Here is a 988-nt window from a genome sequence, read left to right as displayed (position 1 = left end):
GTGACCGATCGCGGCGTGTTTTACCAGAGTCAGTACGCCATTGGCGGAGGCCAGCGCTGGTCAAACGCCTTCAGTGCCGCCTCCATGCGTACCCTGGGCTGGTCACGGGGGGCACACGGCGTGCGTCACAGCTACGCCCAGCAACGGATGCAGGAGCTGCAAAAACTCGGTCTGGTTCGTGATATGGCCCTGCGTACCGTGAGCCAGGAAATGGGCCATTTTCGTCCGGAAATCACGGAGACATACCTGCGATGACAAGAACGTTTATTTTATTGTGTACCGGTGTTTTCGCCATCGCGTACGCCCTGTATGAGCTGAAACATATGGGCGTTTACTATCCGGATGCCAGTAATCCGCAGCTGTTCACTGGCTGGAAGGCGGTCACCGAACTCGGTCCCGCAATCCTGGCTACGGTGATCGCAGCCACAGCGTTCTCGCTGTGGCTGTTCATTTTGTTTATCAGAAGCTCAAAGTCCCGACGGATACAGCGCGAGATAAGCGGATATCAGCAGGCACTGAAGGAGGCAGAAGAGGCGCATACCGCCAGACAAAATGCCCTTATCAGGGATCACAACATGAAGACAGAACCCCTGCAACGTCACTATTGTGATGCGGCGAATGTACTGCGGGAAGAGTATGCGAAAAGAGAAAAGCGCTGGCGTCAGGCGTTGCAGAATGCCCGGGAAGAAGCCAGGCAGGAGCTGGAGGAACAGACGGAGGCACTGAATCAGCGCGCGTCCGGCCTGCTGGTACAGGAGCAGACACTGAAAGCCAGAATGGAGGAAGTCAGAAAGTATGTTGCCGGGGAGCGGCATAACACCGAGCTGGCCCGTCTGGAAGCAGAGAAAGCAGAGGAAAGACGGAGAAATGCCTGCGCGACGGCGGAACGGCGCAGACGGAAACTGGAAAAACTCCAGGCCACTGGCGGAACAGCAGGGCAAAAACACTGAGGCATTTCAGGACTGCCAGAAACGCCACCAGGCACGGG

General features: G+C 56.9%; 1 protein-coding gene and 1 pseudogene. Both read left to right on the top strand.

What is annotated here, in order from left to right; all coding sequences use genetic code 11:
* Nucleotides 1-255 (top strand): annotated as a pseudogene (locus tag DD606_RS25600) (site-specific integrase); the annotation flags it as partial.
* Nucleotides 252-950: a hypothetical protein gene (locus tag DD606_RS25595; RefSeq protein WP_129259539.1), complete on the top strand. Its 699-nt coding sequence runs from the start codon at nucleotides 252-254 to the stop codon at nucleotides 948-950. The pseudogene DD606_RS25600 and the gene DD606_RS25595, both read left to right, overlap by 4 nt.
* Nucleotides 951-988 lie beyond the last annotated feature (38 nt).

The sequence above is a fragment of the Enterobacter cloacae complex sp. GF14B genome (assembly GCF_004136805.1).
In the GTDB taxonomy this organism is placed as follows: domain Bacteria; phylum Pseudomonadota; class Gammaproteobacteria; order Enterobacterales; family Enterobacteriaceae; genus Enterobacter; species Enterobacter hormaechei_C.
Note: the sequence above shows the minus strand (reverse complement) of the source record. Positions and strands in the feature narration are given on the sequence as shown.